Raw genomic sequence first — 20,057 nt, forward strand, 5'->3', positions numbered from 1 at the left:
CTTTCAGCAGCCGCTCCTTGTGTTGTTTTCAGCGCCTTACCGTCTAAATCCTTAACCGGCCACCCGCTTATTTTCCTTGTTTCATAAAAAAAGCGCCCATCCGGCGCTTTTTTGCTCGTCAATTTCCATTTAGAGCACTGTGCATCGTCTCCACGACAGACTCTTTCCCGAAGGTTTCGGTAACGTGCCAGATGTCTTCGCCAGATTCTTCACCGCCGTGATTTAAATGAACGTCCAGATCGTGAAAGATGCGGTGAGCGTAGCGGAGTGCCCGCTGATTTTCCTGCTGCACGCCGTAAATGAACAGCTCCGCCCCTTTATCGATGTCGTGCTGCAACAGCGACGGCTCAAGTAGATGCTCACTCATGTAATACATATTTTCAGTTATGTCTCCGTAGTATTCACCTTCGTAGCCTGCGTCTTTATCCTGAATATCGTCATAGGCAAACACCTCAACCGCACCGTAGCCGGTGATATTGTTAAACGCTTCGTGCAAATCATACAGAGCGGCGAGTGCATCCTCCTGTTTGCCGTCCCGAATGCCGACGCTGTAATCTGCATCAGAAAAAGACAGATCAAGCTCGGTATAGACTTCTTCCAGCTCACGTACAGCTGCTTCCGCCTCTTCCGCCATGCCATCCGGCTTTTCCACTGCCTGCCGCTCCGGCGCCTGTCCTGCCGCCCGCGGCTCTCCCCACAGATCCAGTCCGAAAACCGCCGCTGCTGCCATTACGCCGGCTGCACATACTGCCGCACCTGCAGCTACCCACTTCTTCATCATTGACTCCCCCTCATGTAAACACTAGTTTGATGGTACTAGTCTTCCGGTGAGGAATCAACACTTCCTGGTGCTTCAGACTGAAAAAAAGCTATTTTTTCCCATTCAGGCCGGAGCAGCCGCATGAGCAGGATGTCATGCCGTCTGCCGTTTCTCAGCAGCGCTTCCTGCATTCGCCCCTCTTCCAAAAATCCCATTTTGTTGTATAAACCGACAGCACGGACGTTATCTGCAAACACTCGGAGCTGAACCCGGTGCAGGGTAAGATCCTCGAAGGCACGATAAAGCAGCAGCCGCATCGCCTCCTGACCGAATCCTTGTCCCCAGCAATTCTTTTCTCCAATATCAAGAATACATTCTGCCGACTGATTCTCAACGTCGATCTGAATGAGTGAGGCGATACCGATCGTTCTGCCGGTGGAAAGCTCCAGCATCCAGCTTTCCGCTGCTTTTTGCCCGATGAGAACCTCCTGCACAAATTGAACGGTCTCCGAGTAGGTGGGAACGGCCGTGGTCATGCTCGTATGCTGCATCACTTCCCAATCCGTGCGCCAGCGATGGTACAAGGGAGCGTCTTCTTCTGAGACTGGACGCAGCTTCAGCCTGCTCATGCTTTTACTCCGCGCCAGAACACGCTCCAGATCATCTCCAGATACGCTTTCCGGTCGACCGAGCTGTGCTGGTAGTAGCGGATATCAAAATCCGTGCCGCCCAGCATGCATAAATAGCTTCGTAAAATCTGCTCAACCGTCAGCTCCGTCGTCAGCTCGCCTTCTTCTTGCCCGCGTTCAATAATGTCAGCCAGGAGGGCGTCCAGCCGGCGGGTTCCCTGCGTGGTAATGCTGCTTATTTTTTCCTCCAGCCCTGACGGCGGAAAAAAGAGAAACCGGTAATAAAACTGACTGAGCAGATGCTCCTCTTCAAACGCTGCGACCGCTTCTTCCAGCAGTGAGCGCAAAATATGAGCCGCTGTACCCTTCTGTTCATTGATCATTCGTTTCAACAAGTCATGATACCCTGCTTCCCCTATTTCGACCGCCTCTAAAAAGATCGCTTCTTTATTTTTAAAATGGGCATAAAGTGAAGGCTTTTTAATTCCAACCTTATCCGCAATCGCTCCGAGGCTAGTTCCCTCATAGCCTGAGGCCGTAAACAGCTCTATGCTCGCTTCCAAAATCTTCTCCCGGGTTTTCATCATTTCACTTCCTTTAAAAGCTGTGCTATAATCTACCTAACGAACGGTAGGTAGTCTACTGTCCTTAGGAGGTGCCGTGATGTTTGACTATATATGGCTTGCTTTTACAGCCTGGTTTATGGGCTTTTTTCCGTTGTTTGAAATTTACATTGCGGTTCCTGCCGCAATGGCGATGGGACTGGATATGTATTCCGCGCTTTTCTGGTCCTGGCTCGGTAATTTTCTCGTGATTCCGTTCATTGCTTATTTTTACGATTGGCTGACTCGCTTCCCAAAAATAAATCGGTATTTCACCAGACTTGCTTCCTCCCGCTCGGCCAGGCGTATGAACAAAGGAGGATTCGCGATGGTGCTGCTCGCCACTCCGGTGATCGGTGCCTGGGCGGTAGGCGTTGCCGGTAAAGTTATCGGTATGGATAGAGGCCGCCTATTTACGTCTGCTGCTGTCAGTATCGCCGTCTTTGGATTCATTATCGCCGTGCTGACCCGCTTCGGTATTGATTTCGTGCAGTAAATGTTACGAATATTTTTCCGGCAGCAGGTCCAGCATGCTGCAGACAACCGTTTTAGATTGATACGGAATAATCGCTTCGGCATCTGCGGCATAGTCGCTGATCAATTCCCGGCACATCCCGCATGGCGCAACGACCCAGCATCCGCCTTCTTCATGCGGATGCGGATGAGCTACGGCAACGACTGCCTCCAGCCCCCTCTCTCCGGCTGTAAGCGCCTTTCCCAGCGCCACTGCCTCCGCGCACACCGCAATGCGGCCAACATTCGCTTCCAGGTGAATGCCGGTAAAGATGCTCCCCGAACTCGTTCGTACCGCTGCCCCGACGTGATGCCGTCCATATGCATCATTCTGCTGAATCACCTGTTGTGCTGCATCAATCAGCCGCTGCGAGCGGCCTCGTATGAAGCTTACTCATCGCGCCGCCCCTGTTAAAATGGATTGGATGACGGCGGTTTTTTCATCAGCGTAATCTTGAATGTGGCGCCATTTCTTTGCAGCGAGCCGGCGCTTATCCGCCGCATAGCGCTCCCTGTCATCTTCCGAGCTGCGAAGCCTGTCCCGAAAGGCGAGCATTCGCTTTGTCTCCTCTTCCCCCTGCGAAAATACGTGCAGATTGACGTCTGTCCGGCTGCTTTTGAACAGACGGTGCTCATACCAGTCCGGTTCTCTTATATGCAGACGGAATCCTGCCTGCTCAAGCGGAGGCACATACGCTTCTTCATCGGCCGCATCTGCCACCTCGAGTACGATATCAATCACCGGCTTTGCAGGAAGTCCTTCCACGGATGTAGAGCCGACATGTTCCAGCAGCTTCACCCGGTCCGCCAGCGCTCTGTTGATCCATGCCGCTTCCTGCTCGTAAAGCCTGCGCCACTCCGGCGTATACTCCTGCAGAAAAACCTGGGCGTTATGCGGCTTTCGTTCGCCGACGGTTATCTCATTCATTTCTTTATCCGTACGCACTGGCAATCATCCTTTCTACGTTTAGTTTACCTGCTTCAGGGCTAAAGGGTCTTACAGACGATCATCGAAAGGAGTACGCCTATGGACCGCATTGACCGCATTCGTCAAAAAGAGATTGACTACCACGATGATTTGTATAAAAAAACGCCGCTGTTTGAAGAGGGCTCGTGGCTCGCTAAGCCCGCCGGCGTCGTGGAAACTTACTTTCATAAGCTTCCCGCACCTCCCACGGCAAGAATCCTCGACCTTGGTTCCGGTGTAGGACGCAACAGTATTCCGCTCGCGCAAATGGCGGAAAACGGGTCAGTAACAGCCGTCGACTTTTTAGAGCGGGCCATTTCCGAGCTGAAGCACTATGCAAAGAAGTATGACGTTGCAGAGCGGATCCAGGCCGTTCAGTCTGAGATTGAAGCATTTCCGATTGAAGCCGGTACGTATGATTATATCATTGGTGTCTCCAGTATTGAGCACGTGAAGTCAAAAGAGGAGCTGCGCCGGCTTCTTGATCAGCTGCAGCTTGGCACGAAGCCGGGCGGCATTCACTGCTTTATTATGAATACACGCACCCAGGATGAACAAGTCGATGGCGAAGAGGATCTGTCGGTGGAGGTAAACATGAGCACGAATGAAGCCCTGGAGCTGCTGAATAACAGCTATTCCGACTGGGAAAAGCTGCACGAAAAAGTGAAAACACTTTCTTTTTCCACCGACCCTGACGACATGAATGACGACGGTTTTCAGTCGCAGGCATTAACATATGTCGTACAAAAACCGTTCAGCTGAGCGGTTTCCCCATCAACAGGCACGGATTCTCCTTTCCCCAGAGCTCAGGAAATTCATGCAGCGCGATAAAACCGTTCGCCGTATAAAACGCTCTGCTCTGCTTGTAGCCCGGGTCCGGGTGAGCGGCTGACAGCGTTTTAACAAGCAGCATCCGGTACCCTTCTTTCGTAAGTTTTGTCTCCACCGTCTCAAGCAGCTTCCGTCCGATCCCGAGACGGTGGCTGCTTTTCTTTACGCCCATTACATATATTTCCGCTGACTGCGGATTATGGCTTTCGATGCTGATAAAGCCGAGCGTTTCGCTGCCGCGGACAGCTCTCAGGCTTTTCAGCTCCGCAGACCGCTGAACGTAAGCTTGCAGCGCCTCCTCGATTCCGAACCACTCCGGCAAATCTCGCAGTACTTCCTCGGCCGCCTGTTTAATCGCGAGCGGCCCCTTCATTTCTTCTATTAAGACACTCAAGCTATCTCCTCCTTTTTCTTCAGTATAAACCGCTTCATGATCTTCAAGAAACGTTTACATTTTTTTACACCTTCCTAACATGTGCTTCATATGACGTTAACATCCGGCCGGTACGATGGAACAGGAATCAGGAAAGAAGGAGGATGTGTGATGGCAGAAGGAAGCGTGCAGCTCAAGCACGTAACAAAAAGCTACAACGGCGAGACGTTCGCCGTTCGCGATGCAGACGTGACAATTGAACCTGGTGAATTTTTCGTGCTCGTCGGTCCCTCCGGCTGCGGGAAAAGTACGATGCTGCGCATGATTGCAGGTCTTGAAGAGCTTACTGCAGGAGAAATTGTTATGCACGGAGAGCCTGCGAATGACACGGCTCCAAGCAAACGGCGACTGTCGATGGTATTTCAAAATTATGCACTTTATCCGCATTTATCGGTTGAGGAAAATATTTTATTCGGACTGAAGGTGCGTAACATCTCGAAACAGGAGCGGAAGAAGCGCTGCCTTGAAGCCTGCGACATGCTCGGCATGACGGATTATCTGAAGCGGAAGCCGCGCGAGCTTTCCGGCGGACAGCGTCAGCGTGTTGCGCTCGCTCGCGCGGTTGTCAGTGAAATGCCGGTCTGCTTAATGGATGAGCCGCTTTCGAATCTGGATGCGAAGCTGCGGGCACAGATGAGGACGGAGATCCGCCAGCTGCAGCAAAAGCTCGGCATTACAATGATCTATGTCACCCACGATCAGGTGGAAGCGATGACGATGGGCGACCGCATGATGGTACTAAAGGACGGTGAAGTTCAGCAGATCGGGCGTCCGCTTGACTTATACAACCGTCCCGCTAACGAGTTCGTCGCCGGCTTTATCGGAGCGCCGCCCATGAACCTCACTGAAGCGGTTATAGACGGCGCCGGAGAGCTCCACGTGCACGGCACCCGCGGCTTATTTCCGGATAAAGCATGGAACCGGCCCGGGAAGGTGCGTCTCGGTATCCGGCCGGAGCATTTGCATCTTGAACCTTCCGCCTCAACAGACTGGGCGCTCTCTGTTGTAATACGGACGGTGGAAATACTCGGCAATGAGACACTGCTCACGATGAGTGCCGGACCTGACCGGTGGAAGGCGAAGCTGCCCGGCCAGTGGGACTTTAAGCAGGAGAGCGAGGCGACCGTTTACTTAAACAGCGCCGATCTGCACGTCTTTCATGCTGAAACGGGCACTGCGATGCCAGGACAGGTGAGAGCGCAAATGCAGGAGGAGGCGTCGCTGTGAAGCAGGCAGAAGAACTCCCTCACCGGGTGGAATCGGTCCAGGAGGCAGTTGAACGATACCGCGTTCCGTCAGCTAAGTCCGTTTGGCAGAAATCGCGAAACTACCGGCTTGCTCTGCTGTATCTGCTGCCTTCGCTCGTCTTGTTCGGCGTCTTCATGTTTTATCCGATGATCTATTCCTTGTACTTAAGCTTTTTCTTTACGGATGCACAAGGGTCCCCCGCGTTATTTGTCGGTCTCGAAAACTATGCCTACTTGTGGGAATCGGCTTCCTTTCGGCGCAGCGTCATTGTCACCCTCCTGTTTGTTGCGATGACTGTGCCTGCAGGCGTCGTGCTCGCCCTGTTTCTGGCGCTGATTGCAAATGAGAAACTGCGCGGCATCGGCTTTTTCCGGACGATATTCGCCTCAACGCTCGGGATGAGCGTCGCAGCCTCTGCTGTCATCTGGCTGTTTATGTTTCATCCGACTGCAGGTATTTTGAACGCTATGCTGCTTGGCCTGAATCTGCCAGCGGTTTCCTGGCTCCAGGATTCGACGATGGCACTCGTTTCCATCGCGATCACCACGATCTGGATGAACACCGGATTTTCGTTTCTGATCCTGCTCGGCGGGCTGCAAAATATAGATGAACATTTGTATGAGAGTGCCCGGATCGATGGCGCCGGCTACTTTTATCAGCTCAGGCGGATTACCGTACCGATGCTCTCACCGACGCTGTTCTTCATTATTACCATTTCGTTTATTAATGCATTTCAATCGTTCGGTCAGGTCGATATTCTGACCGGAGGCGGTCCAGCTGAAGCGACAAACCTGATTATTTATTCGATTTACCGCGAAGCGTTTATTTACTATCAGTTTGGCCCGGCCAGTGCGATGGCGATCGTCCTGTTTGCTGCTGTACTTGTCTTGACGCTGCTTCAGTTCAAGTTTGGCGAAAGGAAGGTGCACTATCAGTGATGCGCAAAACGATTCTGTATACGCTCTTAAGCCTTGCGGCGCTGGTGATGTTTTTTCCGATTCTCTATGCGTTTTCCGTGAGCTTCATGACGAGTGAGGATATTTTAAACCGGCAGGTGATTCCTTCAGCGCCAACGCTTGATAACTACCGCGGTGTGCTGGAATCCGTACCGATTCTCCACTACTTAATGAACAGCTTCATCGTTGCCTCAACGGCTACGCTCGGCATGCTGCTCGTCAGTGCCCTCGCAGCGTTTATCTTTGCCTTTGTTCCATTTAAAGGGAGACAGGCCGTGTTTCTGCTCTTTATTTCGACGCTGCTGATTCCCTGGGAAGCGACGATGATCCCAAACTTTCTGACGATTCAGTCGCTCGGCTGGATGAACAACTATTTAGCACTCACCGTGCCGTTTTTCGCTCTCGCCTTTGGAACGTTTCTGCTGCGCCAGCATTTTAAAACCGTGCCGCACGAACTATATGAAGCGGCACAGGTAGAAGGGTTATCCCACTTTCAGTTCTTTTATAAAGTTGTCGTTCCCTACGCGAAAACAAGCTTTGTCACACTCGGTATTTTCGGCTTTTTAACGACGTGGAACATGTATCTCTGGCCGCTGCTCGTTACAACAAATGACACGGTCCGTACCGTTCAGATCGGCCTGCGCCGATTACAGGCTGATGAAGTCGCCACCAACTGGGGGCTCGTTATGGCAGGCGTTGTGCTTGTGATCATTCCGACGCTCATTCTGCTTGCAGCAGGCCAAAAACAGCTGCAGAAAGGACTGACGAAGGGTGCCATCAAATAAAATGACTCAGGGAAAGGGAGTTTTTACGATGAAAAAATCAATCATGCTATGGAGCGCACCGCTCTTGTTTTTAGCCGCCTGCGGCAATAATGCGGAGAACAACAGTGAAGAAAATGGCGGGGCTGCCGAGGCAAACGAGCCGGAAAATACAGAAGAAGCGGATGATACAAGCGAAGAAGCTTCGGATGACACGGTTGAAATTGAGTTCTGGCACGGCATGGGAGGAGGACTCGGCGATACGCTGGAGGCTCTCGTCGATGATTTCAACGCCTCCCAGGATGATTATTATATTCAGCCGGAATATCAAGGCTCGTATGAGGAGCTGCTCACACAGTTTCGTACCGTAGGCGGCACGGAAACGGCTCCGGCTCTCGTTCAGATGTTTGAAGTCGGCACAAAGTATATGATCGAAAGCGACTACATCACCCCGGTTCAGGAATGGATCGACGCAGAGGGCTATGACGTCGATCAGCTGGAAGAAAACATTCTCAGTTACTATACGGTGGATGACCAGCTGTACTCGATGCCGTTTAACTCCTCCACGCCGGCCCTCTATTTTAACGTCGATAAATTTGAAGAAGCCGGACTTGACCCGAACAACCCGCCGCGCACCTTCTCTGAAATTGCAGAAGCTGCGGAAGCACTGACCGATGACGATACGTACGGATTCTCGATGCTCGGTCACGGCTGGTTTTTTGAGCAGCTTATTGCGACTCAGGGCCAGGAGTATGTAGACATGGATAACGGTCGCAGCGGTGATGCGACGGAAGTGACCTTCGGCGGTGAGGAAGGGTTGAAGGTGTACGAATGGCTGGACAGCATGAACGAAGCAGGCACATTCGAGTACTTCGGACGCGACTGGGATGACCTGCGGGCTGCGTTCCAAAACGGGGACGTTGCCATGTACATGGACTCCTCTGCCGGAACGAAACAAGCGGTGGAAGACGCACCGTTTGACGTTGATCTCTCCTTTGTGCCCCACGCCGATGACATCGATCCGAACGGTGTGGTCGTAGGCGGTGCTTCGGTCTGGATGGGCAGCGGCATCAGCGAAGAGGAACAGCGCGGTGCATGGGAATTCATGAAGTGGTTCAATGAGCCTGACGTACAGGCTGAATGGCACGTCAACACCGGCTACTTCTCTACTCATCCGGACGCCTACGATGAGGAAATTGTTGCAGAAGAGCACAAGCAGTTCCCGCAGCTGACCGTTCCGATCGACCAGCTTCAGGAAACCGTTCCATCAACGGCTACGCAGGGCGCCCTGATTACGGTATTCCCTGAGTCACGTGAACAGGTCGTCACGTCGCTGGAGGCGCTTTATCAAGGAACCTCTCCGGAGGAAGCACTGCAGCAGGCAGTCGAGGGCTCAAACCGGGCGATCGAAGTGTCCGGCAGAGCAGCTGAATAAACGTCAGCCTTCCATGGTTTCAATGCATTGCAAAAAAGAGCTGAAAACTCGATTCGTCACCATACGACTTTTCTCTCCAACGTGATTTTCAATCCAGCCGGATGTTTCCGGCTGGATTTTTTTGCTGTAGAGGCGATTCAGCAGACGGCTATCTGGTATATGACATCTATTGTGAACAGACCACATTCTTCAAAATCCAGCGCTTGTGAAAGTATTCAACTTTTACCGGCAAATCATTAACCTGACTCATGAGATGTTCAACTTTCGCCGCAAAAGCATTAACATTCGCCGGCAACTGTTCACGAGCATCAACTTAGGACTGCTATAACGAAGAAACGTTCATCCTGTCTGACCAAATGATCAACTTTCCCGTTCAAACGTTCAACTTTTCTGATTTCCGCAGACGGACTCTCAGCATTAAATGCTTACAGCTCACAGCGCTCTTATTTCGTCATCACGTGTGGTGTGGAAAGCATCTCAGAAGCGATTGGTTTATGGTTGGCTTCGCATTTCTGAAAAATAGGCTTCGGATACATCCACGGCGTCCTGAACGGAAAAGCGCTTCACCGGTGCGAGACCAATATTACCGGTATGCACCTGCTTTTCTGCTTCAAGCTTCTTCCCTACCTGTTCAAACTCCTCGTTGTCCACCTCGATATCCTCATATGTGACCCATTGTGAACCCGCATCGGTTTGAATCGACGCGCCTGCCCGGATTCGCTTTCCGCCCGGCGCCCGGTATTCGCCGAGATGAAACGCCGTGCAGGAATCGTAGCCCGCCCCAATCAGCAGTACGTCGGCATCTGTTCGGTAAAGCTTTCCAAGCGGAGAGGCCTCCCCAAGGCTCCAACTAAGCTGATGGCCTGCCGTCAGCTTTTCAGCATCCTTTCCCCATGCAGCAAATGATACAGCCGGATGAGCGCTCCGCTTCACGTCCGGCAGCGTCCGGAACAGCTCTGGGATCTTCCCCATCCCTCTTGTCGGTGTCACCGCTGGATCGTACGCTGGCATCGTCGTGCGGATCTCGTCCCACCACTGCTCGGGAACGGCCGGGTTGCTCCAGTCAGCAGGATCACTCCAGTCCCCGGACTGGCTCGGCATGACGATGGTACCAGCATCCGTTATCGTTTCCATCAGCGCCTGAATCACGGCCTGTGTTCCTCCGTTTACCCAGCCGATGCTGGATAATGAACTATGCACCAGAACTGTGCTCCCTGATTCAATTCCGATCACGCTTAAATCTCTCTTTATCGTATGTACGGTTTGCAATTCGTTTGACTTGTTCACGATGTTTTCCAATGACATATGCTGACCCCTTCTCTGTTCACTACTCACAATAGCACAGAGCGTTTTCAAAGAAAATATTTCCTTTTTAAATTATCACTTGATTTTAAAAAAAATCGTCAACCTCCAACAGTACTCCTGACCCTAAAAATGACTTATTTCAATAAATGAGCAAAGGCCCTCAGCCATCGCTGAGGGCTTTTCCATACTTACGTTCCTGGCGCAGGTACAACCGTTGCGAGCCAGAAGCTTAGAATGACGACGGACGAGCTAACAAACATGATCAGCATCCACGTCAGTGTCTGACGATGGAATACAAGCTTTATGTCTTTAAACATCGCGCTTACGGAAGGGAGCTTGCTCATTTTCAGCATCAGCAGTTCAAGTCCCAGCAGGATCGTCGTTGCAGCAGCAGAAACCATGCAGAACGGGCAGATCGCTTCGATCACGAACAGCTGCAGGTAAACGAAGAAAGCGGATGAAAATACGCCTGCAATCGTAATCGGGGTAAGCACCTTCAGAACGAGCGGATGCTTCGTATGATACCAGAGACCAGCAAACAAAAGCACCGTCAAATAATAGAAAGCTCCAAGCATTGCAAGCGGAATGCCCATCACATAAGCCCATTCACTCGTCATGACCGCCCACGGTGTTCCCGTCACATCAAACCCTGCCGGCAGCGGCAGCACCCAGAAATGAATACCCGTCAGAAAAACACTGACAGCCCAGCCGATAGCGGCGACTGCTGTAAATAGTGCGAACAGCTTCGGCACCGCTTTTCCATACGCGTATCCTGTATCAGCGGAAGCGCTGTCGCTGTTTTTCTCATTCATCCACATTTGCTCTTGTACCATTTCACTCATCGTTTCATTCCTCCTTGTTATATACCCAATGGGGTATCTGTTAGATATATTAATATACCCAAATGGGTATGTCAACCCTTCTTGTTTATTTTCGTTTGAACATATTAAAAACCCGTCCACCAGCGGCAGACGGGGCGTTTTCTTTCCGTTATATCCTATTGAAAACCGCTCAGCTTTTCCAGATTTTTTCGCACTTCCTTTTCGTTTTTCCATCATCCAGCGATGCGATCAGGATCCGGGCGGTTTCAGCTGAGCGTTCATCGTTACTATGCTGATAGAGCCGCTTCAGCCCCTCGATGATGTCACTGCGAACGAGCGATCCATTCTTTTCGCTTTCTGCTTCTTCAAAGCGTTCTTTCATGTAAGGAAGCAGCGTATTCCGCTGTTCTTCCCCTGCCAAGCCAATTCTCCAGGCTGCTTGCAGCGTATGCCGGGCTGTCACAAACTTCTCATCCTTTGTCACCTTCCAAAGATCCGGGAATACGTCGAGAATCCGCTGCTCCGGATCGCTGATTGCCAGCTGAGCGAGATACTGGCCGGCCCGGGCCCGTCTGTGCGGATCCGAATGCTTAAGATCATCCACCAGCTCCTCCCAGATCTCATAGGTCCAGTCTACTTCCTGCTTCGTTTGTTCCATAATAACCGTGTAAGCCTCATAGCGTGCTTCCTTTGTACCGTGAGCAGAATCATCAAACCATTTACGCACATCCGGATTCATCATGTTACTACCCCCTCCTGTATGTTTTTTTGCCATAAACGACGATCGTGCCAGTACCCGTATAAGGCATGGTGCTCCAATGCTGCCTCAGCTGAACATCTGTAAATCCGTTTTTTTCGAGAAGCGGACGCAGTTTTTCCGGCTCTGTGTATCGGATGGTGAGTGATTCTATCAGGCGCTCGTCGGCGTCGTACAAGCTGGAGTGGAGCATGCCTGTTTGCGGATCGTATGTGTCAACTTCGCGTGTGCCGTTTACCTCATCTATTTCAGTCTCGGTTCCTGAATGCGGCGGTGTCCGCGTATCGAAATACAAGCTTCCTCCGGGCTTTAAATGGTGAAAAACTGCTTCCAGCAGGCTGTTCTGCTCCCCTTCCATCAGGAGATGCTGAAAGGAATGACCTGTCATAATAATAAAATCAGCTTGAAAGGGAAGTGAAAAGGAAGCAGCATCCTGCTGAATAAATGAGGCTTCGATGCCTGCTGCTTTTGCTTTTGCGATAGCACGATCAAGCATTGCTTGACTGATATCGATGCCTGTCACAAAAGCTCCTGCTTGTGCCAAAGGCAGAGTTGTTCTACCCGTTCCGCAGGCGAGGTCTATCACAATGCTTCCGTCCTTGATGACACCTTTTAGAAACTCAGCCTCTTTCTGAATGTGGTCATAGCGCACGTCATACCGTTCCGGATCATCATACGGATTGATTGGCATCACTTCATTCCCCCCCCTCTGTTCGTTTACCTCTTTTTCTCTCTATTTGTTCAACAGTTTTTCATAGCAAACCAGTTGATTGTTAGGTGCCCGAAAGGTATCCTTTACATTAGCACATGAACTTCCGGAAGGAGCGAATTCGACTGTGACAAGCGTCGACAGATTGAAAGAGATTATTTTGGATCACACGTCGCACGTGTTCCTCATTACAGATCCGAAGCAGCCTGATAATCCTATTATATACGCAAACGATGGCTTCTATGAGCTGACAGGATATACAAAAGAAGAAGTGATCGGCCAAAACTGCCGGTTCCTTCAGGGACCTGATACAGACCGCCGGGCAGTCGCTGCTATGCGCCGTGCTATTGAGCAAAAAGATCCGTTTACGGTAGAACTGCTGAACTATAGAAAAAACGGAACGCCCTTTTGGAATTTGCTTCACATTGACCCGGTCTATGTGGAGGATGAGGGGCAGTATTATTTCGTCGGCATCCAAAAAGATATCACTGACTTAAAGGATAAGCAGTCGCGGGCCGATTCCTCTCAGACAGAGCTGGACCTGCTTTCTACGCCCATTGTTCCTATTACAGCTAGTGCGTCGGTGCTTCCTCTGATCGGGCAGATCGATGAGCGACGCCTTGAGATGATCACAGAACGCCTGACTACAGGGCTCGCCGATACCAGAGTGGAAACCCTTATTCTTGATTTAACCGGCTTTCAAATGGAGGATGAAGGGGTTGCCGACAGCATCATCCGCCTCGGCGAAATTCTTCAGCTTCAAGGTATTGAGCTGATCGTAACCGGTATTACGCCCGAAACAGCTATGAAATACCGCAAACTCGACCAGAGCCTTTCCAACTTTCGCTCTTTTCATTCTGTTAAACAGGCCTACGAATCGCTGCAGCAGTAGCCAGGTCGTCCAGCTGTATCAGGCTGGACGACTTTTTCTTACCGACTGCCGGGAGACGGTTTATCGATGTCCCGAAATGGGAAAAGCACTAACTGGGGTGTATTCATATGGAACTCAGCCGTACGGAAAAATGGAACATATTCCTGCTTCGTCCGCTAGTTATGACGCTTGTAGCTATTGCAACGCTCTTTTTGCTGGAAGCAGGTTTACCAGACTGGCCGATTATGATTGGCATCACAACCGGCTTGTTTGCCGCGCCGCTCATCACCGCACTCTTTTTTCCAAAGCTGCTTACTAAAAAGCGTCCCCAAAATCCGACCCGGAAGCAGAAAATCGGCCGGGCCGTGTTCTTCAGCGCAGGCGGACTGCTGATCCTTTTTATTGTGGTTCGTTTCTTTTGGCAGATCGCTGCCTGAGAATCAGCTGTACCCGTTGAGAATCCTTCTTTTTCCCTGTCGAAAACCTTTTATCTCACCGATTCTCCTTCGTGATAAATCAACTAAATGCATTATTTTTCAGCGTTTCACTTTTTATTTTGCTTATAATTTATTATAATTATAATCTGAGAATGAATATTGTATCTTTCTCACTTTTTTATGTGCGAAGGAACAATCGCTCTCTGAATCTTTTCTAAAAATGGAAAGGGGTAGTTATGAACATGGATAACAACGAAAACATGGACAAGTGCCCGGTTACTGGTCAAAGCTTGACGGCAAGTATTCCGACAAGCAGTCCGACAGGCGGCACGAAGAACAAAGACTGGTGGCCGAACCTGCTGAACCTTGATATTCTTGCACAGCACGATACGAAGACCAACCCTCTTGGTGAAGACTTCGATTACACAGAAGAGTTCCAGAAGCTCGACTATAAAGCAATGAAGGAAGACCTTCACAAGCTTATGACGGACAGTCAGGACTGGTGGCCTGCAGACTACGGTCACTACGGCCCGTTCTTTATCCGCATGTCCTGGCATGCAGCCGGTACTTACCGTACAGGCGATGGACGCGGTGGCGGCGGAAGCGGCTCCCAGCGTTTCGCACCGTTGAACAGCTGGCCGGACAACGGTAACCTCGATAAGGCCCGTCGTCTGCTTTGGCCAATTAAGCAGAAGTACGGAAACAAAATCTCCTGGGCTGACCTGCTCGTTCTTGCCGGAAACGTTGCGATCGAATCCATGGGCGGTAAAACGCTTGGCTTCGGTGCAGGACGTCCTGACATCTGGCACCCGGAAGAAGACGTGAACTGGGGTCCTGAAACCGAGTGGCTCGGCGATGAGCGCTACTCGGGCGACCGCGAGCTGGAAAACCCGCTTGCTGCTGTTCAGATGGGTCTCATTTATGTGAATCCGGAAGGTCCTAACGGCGAGCCGGATCCACTCGGAAGCGGACGAGACATCCGTGAAACGTTCAAGCGTATGGGAATGAACGATGAAGAAACAGTGGCACTCACTGCCGGCGGGCACACGTTTGGTAAAGCACACGGTGCCGGTCCTGAAGATGCGGTAGCAGATGCTCCGGAAGCTGCTCCGGTTGAATCCATGGGCTTCGGCTGGAAGAGCAGCCACGAAACAGGCAACGGTGCCTACACGATTACAAGCGGAATCGAAGGTGCCTGGACTCCGACACCAACGAAGTGGGATATGTCTTACTTTGACGTTCTCTTCGGCTATGAGTGGGAGCTTACGAAGAGCCCGGCCGGCGCCTACCAGTGGGAGCCGAAAGAGCTGAAGGATGAGGACCATGCGCCTGACGCGGAAGATTCCTCTAAGAAGCGCACGATCATGATGACGACGGCCGACATGGCAATGCGTATGGATCCGGACTACGAGAAGATTTCCCGTCGTTTCCACAAGAATCCAGACGAGTTTGCTGACGCCTTCGCATCTGCATGGTTTAAGCTGCTTCACCGTGACATGGGTCCTAAAGACCGCTACCTCGGACCGGAAGTGCCGGAAGAAGACTTTATCTGGCAGGATCCGGTACCTCGCGGCAACTATGATCTGACGGATGCAGAAATCGACGAGCTGAAAAGCAAGATCCTTGACTCCGGTCTATCTGTAGACGAGCTCGTGAAAACTGCCTGGGCTTCTGCAAGCACTTTCCGTATTTCCGATATGCGCGGCGGTGCCAATGGCGCCCGCGTCCGCCTGTCCCCTCAAAAAGACTGGGCGGCAAACGAGCCGGAACAGCTTGCGAAAGCACTCGATGTGCTTGAGGGCATTAAGAACGAAACAAGCATCAACGTCAGCCTTGCTGATCTGATCGTTCTCGGCGGTAACGCGGCGATTGAAAAAGCTGCGAAGGATGCCGGCTTTGATGTAACGGTGCCATTTACTCCAGGCCGCGGTGACGCGACACAGGAGCAGACCGATCAGGAAAGCTTTGAAGTACTGGAGCCTGTTGCAGATGCATTCCGCAACTACCAGCTCAAGGAATTCGCTGTCAGCCCGGAAGAGCTCATGGTTGATAAAGCACAGCTTCTGAACCTGACTGCACCGGAAATGACCGTTCTTGTCGGCGGTATGCGTGCACTGGGTGCAAACCACGGCGGAACAAAGCACGGCGTCTTCACAAGCCGTCCTGGCCAGCTGACGAACGATTTCTTCGTGAATCTGCTGGACATGGGCGTTGAGTGGGCTCCTGCCGATAATGGTGTATATGAAGCACGTGACCGTCAGAACGGCAACGTCGTTCGTACGGCAACACGCGTCGATCTCGTATTCGGTTCCAACTCCGTTCTCCGTGCCGTATCTGAAGTTTACGCACAGGATGACAACAAAGAGAAGTTCGTGAACGACTTCATCAACGCATGGGTGAAGATCATGGACGCTGACCGTTTCGACGTCAAAAAATAAACAGCTGTATGTCAGCCGCCTGTCCGGATTCATTCCGGCAGGCGGTTTTTCTGTTTGATTTCCCGCCATTGCTTCTTTCCTGGATCTTTTTTCACGGATTAGGCTGATTGTCGTTTATGCCTTCGTTTCTCAGGGAAAATGTAGAACGTGCGTTCTTTTGACAAGCCAGACGAATCCGATCGCTTGCGTTGTGAAGCTGTACATAATCATTCTTTGATTAATCGTTCAATTGGAACAGGTAAACAGAACCTCCGGCCGGGCTTTTTTTTCCGCGGCTGTTCTGAAAATGTCGGTTCCAGACACCGCAATGGGTTATGAGTGCTGCGGGATTCGCAAGCGCCTGGATGACTGCTGGCAACTAATTTGCTGAGGAGAGTGTTGTGCATGAAGAAGTTGACGACTGGGCAAGGTGTACCGATTCGGGATAATCAAAACTCCCGCACGGCCGGCGAAAACGGCCCGACGTTATTAGAGGATTATCAGCTGATCGAAAAAATGGCGCACTTTGACCGGGAGCGTGTTCCGGAGCGCGTCGTTCACGCGCGCGGGTTTGGTGCACACGGAACATTTCGCACAGCTGCGAGCATGAAACCTTATACAAAGGCTCATTTTCTGCAGGAAGAAGGCACGGAAACACCGGTCTTTGCACGCTTCTCCACCGTGATTCACGGTAACCATTCGCCGGAAACGCTCCGAGATCCACGAGGATTTTCAGTTAAATTTTACACGGAAGAAGGAAACTACGACTTCGTCGGCAACAACCTTCCTGTTTTCTTCATCCGCGACGCCATGAAATTCCCTGATGTGATTCACTCCCTGAAGCCTGACCCGCGTACGAACATTCAGGATCCGGACCGCTTCTTTGACTTCATGTCCCTGACGCCGGAATCGACGAACATGCTCATGCACTTGTTTTCGGACGAAGGGATTCCCAGAAGCTACCGGCATATGCGCGGCTCAAGCGTCCATGCCTTTAAATGGGTGAACGAACACGACGAATATGTCTACGTGAAGCTGCGCTGGGTACCGAAGCTCGGAATTGAAAATTTATCCGAATCGGAAGCATCCGAGATTCAGGCAGAGGATTTTAATCATGCCACCATGGATGCATATGAGGCGATTGAACGCGGCGACTTCCCTCAGTGGGACCTCTATGTGCAGTTTCTGGATCCTGAAAACGTTGATGACTACGAGTTTAATCCGCTGGATGCTACGAAAGACTGGTTCGAATCGGATTTTCCATATCATCACGTCGGTACGTTGGAACTAAATAAAAACGTGGACAACTATTTCGCTGAAACAGAATCAGTCGGCTTCAATCCCGGCGTTCTTGTTCCCGGCATTGAGCCTTCTGAAGACAAAATGCTGCAAGGACGACTGTTTTCGTACTCAGACACACAGCGGTACCGGATCGGCCCGAACTACCTGCAGCTGCCTGTTAACTGTCCGTTTGCGAAAGTAAATCACTATCAGCGCGACGGTTTCATGCCGGTAAATCAGCCGACAGACCCGGTGAACTACGAGCCTAACCGGTATGAAGAGACACCTAAAGAGGACCGTTCCCAAATCGACCACGTCGCTCCTGTTTCCGGTCCGGCAGGCAGGATTCCAATCGACAAAAAAGCCGATTTTCTGCAGCCGCAGCAGGTGTGGGATCACTATTCCGATGCTGACAAAGAAGCGCTCGTCTCCAACCTGACGAATGCGCTGCAGGACGTACGGGAAGACACACAATTACTGCAAATCTGCAACTTCTACCGCGGCTGTCCTGCATTAGGGGAAAAGCTCGCAGAGAATTTGTCTGTCGACATCAGCGCCTACCGGTAAATAACCGTAGCTCTGCAAGATCTCTTATGATCAAAAGAGGTGCCAAGCCATAGCGGCCGGCACCTCTTTTTCGTGTAAAAAACGGATTCATCGTTACTGGTTTTACCGATCTTCAAACTCTTTACGGAGGATACTCATGCGAATATCATCGTGAAACGTTCCCTCTACCAGCGCTCCCTCGCGCTCGATCCCTTCTTTAATAAAGCCGCTCTTTTCATAGCAGCGGATCGCACGAGTATTATACGCGAGCACCTTCAGTTCCACCCGGTGAAGCCGAAGCGTTTCAAAGGCATAGCCGAGTACGAGCTTCGTAATTTCTGTGCCGAGACCCTGCCCCCAGACGGACGGGTCGAACAGACCGATCGCAAATCTGGCTTTTTCGTCTTCCCAGCGGACGGTAAGTCTCGCCTGTCCGATCAGACGGCCTTCATATTCGACACACCATTCATGGGGATGGCGGCTGATTGCTTCCAGAAAAGCTGTCGCATCCGCTTCTGTTTTTAAAAGGCGCCGATGCCGGTCTTCTCCATACATGTGCAGCATTTCCGGATCAAAGTCGACTCGCATATAGTCCGTATGATCCTGCTCTGCCGGCTGCCTGAGCAGCACTCGTTCTCCTCGTAATTCTGGCGGTTGCTCCATGGTCATACCCCTCTTTCTCCACATCTATTATATCCTTTTATGGAATATAAAACCATAATAAAAGTGGCGAAAAAGTCGGTTTAAGTGAACCATATTGCACCTGCCTGCATCTCCGGGCACTCGCTTTCCGGAGGGAACGGGCTCAGCTAATCGCTTCCTCCGGCTGTCAGAAGCGCTGGATCTTCGCCTCGTTCTGATCCTCTCGGAGTCGAGGCACTCCAATTTCGTCAACTGGTAGAATGGTTGAAACGTCTTATCTCTATTGGCACGAGCTTGTTCGATACTGATTGGTCCTTCCCTATGTGACTCTTCTTATACGAATGATTATGCCAGTACTTTGCAGCATTTGCCAGGGACGCCGGTGGGAAGCGCAGACTGAAGATCCTTTCTCAGGGGCACCCTGAGAAATAGCTGAAGGCAAGCCCACGGCAAGCTTCTGGCGATACGCGAAGAAGGGCTGTACCAAAATTTATAAACATGTTAACAGATTCGCTTTGTCAACAGCCTGCCATACTGTTTCTTTTCCCCTTCTTTCTTCACACTGATACTGAGAGAAGGAGGGGAAATATGCTTGGACTAAAACGTAATGATGTAAGGCTTGTACCGTACGATCCGCAGTGGAGCCAGATGGCAGACGAACGGATAAAGGAGCTTTCTGCAGTAACTGACATTCCTGAGAACCGTATTGCTCATATTGGCAGCACGGCAATAGCTGACATGCCCGCAAAGCCCATCATCGACCTTGCTATCGGTGTGGATCAGTTAGACGCAGATCACAACGATTTATTCTGCCGCTTAAAGCAGTGCGGATTTCTGCGCCTGCGCGTTCAAAAGCAGGAGGAAATCGTATTTGCAGCGTTTACGGACGATTCTTATGAAACGAAGACTCACATTCTCCATCTGATGACGTACAACGGCGAGCTATGGAACAACCTGCTATTTTTCCGGAATTATATGAACACACACTCTGCTGAACACAGTGCATACGCCGCTCTGAAAAAACGGGCAGCTGCCGCTCATCCGACCAGTATTCCTGCCTATACGGAAGAGAAAACCGCCTTCGTCCACCGTATTTATCAGCTGCGCACCTAACCGTTTACTATCTTTTCGTCTAC

At 51.2% G+C, this 20,057-nt stretch carries 22 protein-coding genes; 11 read left to right on the plus strand and 11 right to left on the minus strand.

Annotated elements, in window-relative coordinates; translation table 11 throughout:
• Nucleotides 1–118: 118 nt before the first annotated feature.
• From ACFO4L_RS15260 to ACFO4L_RS15270, 3 genes are read right to left on the minus strand one after another with little or no spacing between them, the layout of a single operon-like run.
• Nucleotides 119–778: a hypothetical protein gene (locus tag ACFO4L_RS15260; protein WP_377910529.1), complete on the minus strand. Its 660-nt coding sequence runs from the start codon at nt 776–778 to the stop codon at nt 119–121.
• A 38-nt stretch (nt 779–816) separates the two neighbouring features.
• Nucleotides 817–1,389, minus strand: a complete 573-nt coding sequence (locus ACFO4L_RS15265; RefSeq protein ID WP_377910530.1) for a GNAT family N-acetyltransferase — start codon at nt 1,387–1,389, stop codon at nt 817–819.
• Nucleotides 1,386–1,973: a TetR/AcrR family transcriptional regulator gene (locus tag ACFO4L_RS15270; RefSeq protein ID WP_377910531.1), complete on the minus strand. Its 588-nt coding sequence runs from the start codon at nt 1,971–1,973 to the stop codon at nt 1,386–1,388. Before ACFO4L_RS15270 ends, ACFO4L_RS15265 begins: the two co-directional genes overlap by 4 nt.
• 79 nt (nt 1,974–2,052) lie before the next feature.
• On the opposite strand from ACFO4L_RS15270, the gene ACFO4L_RS15275 reads away from it, so the two are divergent.
• A complete protein-coding gene (locus ACFO4L_RS15275) occupies nt 2,053–2,487 on the plus strand; it encodes a small multi-drug export protein (RefSeq protein WP_377910532.1) in 435 nt (144 codons plus the stop codon).
• 3 nt (nt 2,488–2,490) lie between these two features.
• Here the strand turns inward: ACFO4L_RS15275 and ACFO4L_RS15280 are convergent, their stop codons facing one another.
• The gene (locus ACFO4L_RS15280) at nt 2,491–2,889 is read right to left on the minus strand and encodes a cytidine deaminase (RefSeq protein WP_377910572.1); all 399 of its coding nucleotides are present in this window, start codon (nt 2,887–2,889) and stop codon (nt 2,491–2,493) included.
• Between the two features lie 9 nt (nt 2,890–2,898).
• Nucleotides 2,899–3,450: a GrpB family protein gene (locus ACFO4L_RS15285; RefSeq protein ID WP_377910533.1), complete on the minus strand. Its 552-nt coding sequence runs from the start codon at nt 3,448–3,450 to the stop codon at nt 2,899–2,901.
• A gap of 81 nt (nt 3,451–3,531) precedes the next feature.
• On the opposite strand from ACFO4L_RS15285, the gene ACFO4L_RS15290 reads away from it, so the two are divergent.
• Complete coding sequence (locus ACFO4L_RS15290) at nt 3,532–4,233, plus strand: class I SAM-dependent methyltransferase (protein WP_377910534.1); 702 nt, start codon at nt 3,532–3,534, stop codon at nt 4,231–4,233.
• On the opposite strand, the gene ACFO4L_RS15295 is transcribed toward ACFO4L_RS15290, so the two are convergent.
• Nucleotides 4,226–4,696: a GNAT family N-acetyltransferase gene (locus tag ACFO4L_RS15295; protein ID WP_377910535.1), complete on the minus strand. Its 471-nt coding sequence runs from the start codon at nt 4,694–4,696 to the stop codon at nt 4,226–4,228. The two genes, ACFO4L_RS15290 and ACFO4L_RS15295, sit on opposite strands and share 8 nt — an antisense overlap.
• 150 nt (nt 4,697–4,846) lie before the next feature.
• Here ACFO4L_RS15295 and ACFO4L_RS15300 point away from each other — a divergent pair, with 150 nt between their 5' ends.
• The 4 genes from ACFO4L_RS15300 to ACFO4L_RS15315 are packed head-to-tail and all read left to right on the plus strand — an operon-like array spanning nt 4,847 to nt 9,135.
• Complete coding sequence (locus ACFO4L_RS15300; protein ID WP_377910536.1) at nt 4,847–5,962, plus strand: ABC transporter ATP-binding protein; 1,116 nt, start codon at nt 4,847–4,849, stop codon at nt 5,960–5,962.
• Nucleotides 5,963–5,988: 26 nt separating this feature from the next.
• Nucleotides 5,989–6,921, plus strand: coding sequence for a carbohydrate ABC transporter permease (locus tag ACFO4L_RS15305; RefSeq protein ID WP_377910573.1), 933 nt, complete (start codon nt 5,989–5,991; stop codon nt 6,919–6,921).
• Nucleotides 6,921–7,724 (plus strand): carbohydrate ABC transporter permease, encoded by an 804-nt coding sequence (locus tag ACFO4L_RS15310; protein WP_377910537.1) that lies wholly within the window; start codon nt 6,921–6,923, stop codon nt 7,722–7,724. Before ACFO4L_RS15305 ends, ACFO4L_RS15310 begins: the two co-directional genes overlap by 1 nt.
• Before the next feature lie 28 nt (nt 7,725–7,752).
• A complete protein-coding gene (locus ACFO4L_RS15315) occupies nt 7,753–9,135 on the plus strand; it encodes an ABC transporter substrate-binding protein (protein WP_377910538.1) in 1,383 nt (460 codons plus the stop codon).
• A 492-nt stretch (nt 9,136–9,627) separates the two neighbouring features.
• Here ACFO4L_RS15315 and ACFO4L_RS15320 read toward each other — a convergent pair whose 3' ends face one another.
• From ACFO4L_RS15320 to ACFO4L_RS15335, 4 genes are all read right to left on the minus strand, one after another.
• The gene (locus tag ACFO4L_RS15320) at nt 9,628–10,440 is read right to left on the minus strand and encodes an AAC(3) family N-acetyltransferase (protein ID WP_377910539.1); all 813 of its coding nucleotides are present in this window, start codon (nt 10,438–10,440) and stop codon (nt 9,628–9,630) included.
• A gap of 188 nt (nt 10,441–10,628) precedes the next feature.
• Complete coding sequence (locus ACFO4L_RS15325; RefSeq protein WP_377910541.1) at nt 10,629–11,282, minus strand: vitamin K epoxide reductase family protein; 654 nt, start codon at nt 11,280–11,282, stop codon at nt 10,629–10,631.
• Nucleotides 11,283–11,451: 169 nt separating this feature from the next.
• Nucleotides 11,452–12,003: a hypothetical protein gene (locus ACFO4L_RS15330; RefSeq protein WP_377910542.1), complete on the minus strand. Its 552-nt coding sequence runs from the start codon at nt 12,001–12,003 to the stop codon at nt 11,452–11,454.
• Between the two features lie 4 nt (nt 12,004–12,007).
• Complete coding sequence (locus ACFO4L_RS15335) at nt 12,008–12,709, minus strand: class I SAM-dependent methyltransferase (RefSeq protein ID WP_377910574.1); 702 nt, start codon at nt 12,707–12,709, stop codon at nt 12,008–12,010.
• A gap of 145 nt (nt 12,710–12,854) precedes the next feature.
• Here ACFO4L_RS15335 and ytvA point away from each other — a divergent pair, with 145 nt between their 5' ends.
• From ytvA to ACFO4L_RS15355, 4 genes are all read left to right on the plus strand, one after another.
• Complete coding sequence (gene ytvA, locus ACFO4L_RS15340) at nt 12,855–13,619, plus strand: YtvA family blue-light photoreceptor (protein ID WP_377910543.1); 765 nt, start codon at nt 12,855–12,857, stop codon at nt 13,617–13,619.
• A gap of 107 nt (nt 13,620–13,726) precedes the next feature.
• Nucleotides 13,727–14,035 (plus strand): hypothetical protein, encoded by a 309-nt coding sequence (locus ACFO4L_RS15345; protein WP_377910544.1) that lies wholly within the window; start codon nt 13,727–13,729, stop codon nt 14,033–14,035.
• A gap of 236 nt (nt 14,036–14,271) precedes the next feature.
• Complete coding sequence (gene katG, locus ACFO4L_RS15350) at nt 14,272–16,473, plus strand: catalase/peroxidase HPI (RefSeq protein ID WP_377910545.1); 2,202 nt, start codon at nt 14,272–14,274, stop codon at nt 16,471–16,473.
• Between the two features lie 384 nt (nt 16,474–16,857).
• A complete protein-coding gene (locus ACFO4L_RS15355) occupies nt 16,858–18,300 on the plus strand; it encodes a catalase (protein WP_377910546.1) in 1,443 nt (480 codons plus the stop codon).
• A gap of 102 nt (nt 18,301–18,402) precedes the next feature.
• Here ACFO4L_RS15355 and ACFO4L_RS15360 read toward each other — a convergent pair whose 3' ends face one another.
• Nucleotides 18,403–18,942, minus strand: a complete 540-nt coding sequence (locus tag ACFO4L_RS15360; protein ID WP_377910547.1) for a GNAT family N-acetyltransferase — start codon at nt 18,940–18,942, stop codon at nt 18,403–18,405.
• Nucleotides 18,943–19,509: 567 nt separating this feature from the next.
• Here ACFO4L_RS15360 and ACFO4L_RS15365 point away from each other — a divergent pair.
• Nucleotides 19,510–20,034, plus strand: a complete 525-nt coding sequence (locus tag ACFO4L_RS15365; RefSeq protein WP_377910548.1) for a GrpB family protein — start codon at nt 19,510–19,512, stop codon at nt 20,032–20,034.
• The last annotated feature ends 23 nt before the right edge of the window (nt 20,035–20,057 follow it).

This window comes from Bacillus daqingensis, assembly GCF_042654445.1.
GTDB lineage: Bacteria > Bacillota > Bacilli > Bacillales > Salisediminibacteriaceae > Alkalicoccus > Alkalicoccus luteus.

What these genes read in the sequence shown, in the direction of transcription:
- ACFO4L_RS15325 (WP_377910541.1), bottom strand. Translation starts at nt 11,282, where the DNA reads ATGAGTGAAATGGTACAAGAGCAAATGTGGATGAATGAGAAAAACAGC.
- ACFO4L_RS15290 (WP_377910534.1), top strand. Translation starts at nt 3,532, where the DNA reads ATGGACCGCATTGACCGCATTCGTCAAAAAGAGATTGACTACCACGAT.
- ACFO4L_RS15365 (WP_377910548.1), top strand. Translation starts at nt 19,510, where the DNA reads ATGCTTGGACTAAAACGTAATGATGTAAGGCTTGTACCGTACGATCCG.
- katG (WP_377910545.1), top strand. Translation starts at nt 14,272, where the DNA reads ATGAACATGGATAACAACGAAAACATGGACAAGTGCCCGGTTACTGGT.
- ACFO4L_RS15335 (WP_377910574.1), bottom strand. Translation starts at nt 12,709, where the DNA reads ATGCCAATCAATCCGTATGATGATCCGGAACGGTATGACGTGCGCTAT.
- ACFO4L_RS15300 (WP_377910536.1), top strand. Translation starts at nt 4,847, where the DNA reads ATGGCAGAAGGAAGCGTGCAGCTCAAGCACGTAACAAAAAGCTACAAC.
- ACFO4L_RS15265 (WP_377910530.1), bottom strand. Translation starts at nt 1,389, where the DNA reads ATGAGCAGGCTGAAGCTGCGTCCAGTCTCAGAAGAAGACGCTCCCTTG.
- ACFO4L_RS15270 (WP_377910531.1), bottom strand. Translation starts at nt 1,973, where the DNA reads ATGAAAACCCGGGAGAAGATTTTGGAAGCGAGCATAGAGCTGTTTACG.
- ACFO4L_RS15345 (WP_377910544.1), top strand. Translation starts at nt 13,727, where the DNA reads ATGGAACTCAGCCGTACGGAAAAATGGAACATATTCCTGCTTCGTCCG.
- ACFO4L_RS15315 (WP_377910538.1), top strand. Translation starts at nt 7,753, where the DNA reads ATGAAAAAATCAATCATGCTATGGAGCGCACCGCTCTTGTTTTTAGCC.
- ACFO4L_RS15320 (WP_377910539.1), bottom strand. Translation starts at nt 10,440, where the DNA reads ATGTCATTGGAAAACATCGTGAACAAGTCAAACGAATTGCAAACCGTA.
- ACFO4L_RS15360 (WP_377910547.1), bottom strand. Translation starts at nt 18,942, where the DNA reads ATGGAGCAACCGCCAGAATTACGAGGAGAACGAGTGCTGCTCAGGCAG.
- ACFO4L_RS15275 (WP_377910532.1), top strand. Translation starts at nt 2,053, where the DNA reads ATGTTTGACTATATATGGCTTGCTTTTACAGCCTGGTTTATGGGCTTT.
- ACFO4L_RS15310 (WP_377910537.1), top strand. Translation starts at nt 6,921, where the DNA reads ATGCGCAAAACGATTCTGTATACGCTCTTAAGCCTTGCGGCGCTGGTG.
- ACFO4L_RS15330 (WP_377910542.1), bottom strand. Translation starts at nt 12,003, where the DNA reads ATGATGAATCCGGATGTGCGTAAATGGTTTGATGATTCTGCTCACGGT.
- ACFO4L_RS15260 (WP_377910529.1), bottom strand. Translation starts at nt 778, where the DNA reads ATGAAGAAGTGGGTAGCTGCAGGTGCGGCAGTATGTGCAGCCGGCGTA.
- ACFO4L_RS15355 (WP_377910546.1), top strand. Translation starts at nt 16,858, where the DNA reads ATGAAGAAGTTGACGACTGGGCAAGGTGTACCGATTCGGGATAATCAA.